Origin of the sequence: Teichococcus coralli, assembly GCF_009829925.1 — a bacterium.
Lineage (GTDB): Bacteria > Pseudomonadota > Alphaproteobacteria > Acetobacterales > Acetobacteraceae > Pseudoroseomonas > Pseudoroseomonas coralli.
In genome coordinates this window covers 1-401 of record NZ_SNVJ01000073.1, presented here as the reverse complement: position 1 = coordinate 401, position 401 = coordinate 1, and the positions used below count along the sequence as shown (strand labels likewise).

Genomic DNA, 401 nt, shown 5'->3' with positions numbered 1-401 from the left:
GCGCTGCCTGTTGCCTCGAAGCTGACGTTGAACACCACGTCATTGAAATCGCCGTCGCGCTGCAGGTGCCGCGGGTTCTGCGCGGCCGCCGCGACCAGGTCCTCGAAGCCGACCAGGAAGCCGCTCGCGGTCGCCTCCAGCTTCGCCTGCGCGTCACCCGTCAGCAGGGCGCCGCCATCCTGCAGGATGAAGAACTCCAGCTTGGTGCCATCGGCGAAGCTGCCCAGGCTGAAGCGCTCGCCGTCCGTGACGGTGTCGTCATTCGCGAAGACGATCTGGTCGGCGCCCCTGGTTCCGTCCGCCTCGACAACGCGGAAGCCCAGCGCATTGGAAAAGCCGGACTCGCTCGCCGTGGCGGTGACGATGACCTCGCGGTCGCCCTCGACCTCGATGATGGTCGC

At 67.6% G+C, this 401-nt stretch carries 1 protein-coding gene; it reads right to left on the bottom strand.

The window, feature by feature from the left end; genetic code table 11:
- A partial coding sequence (locus E0493_RS22985; protein WP_202397313.1) for a hypothetical protein occupies positions 1–401 on the bottom strand: 401 nt, incomplete at both ends.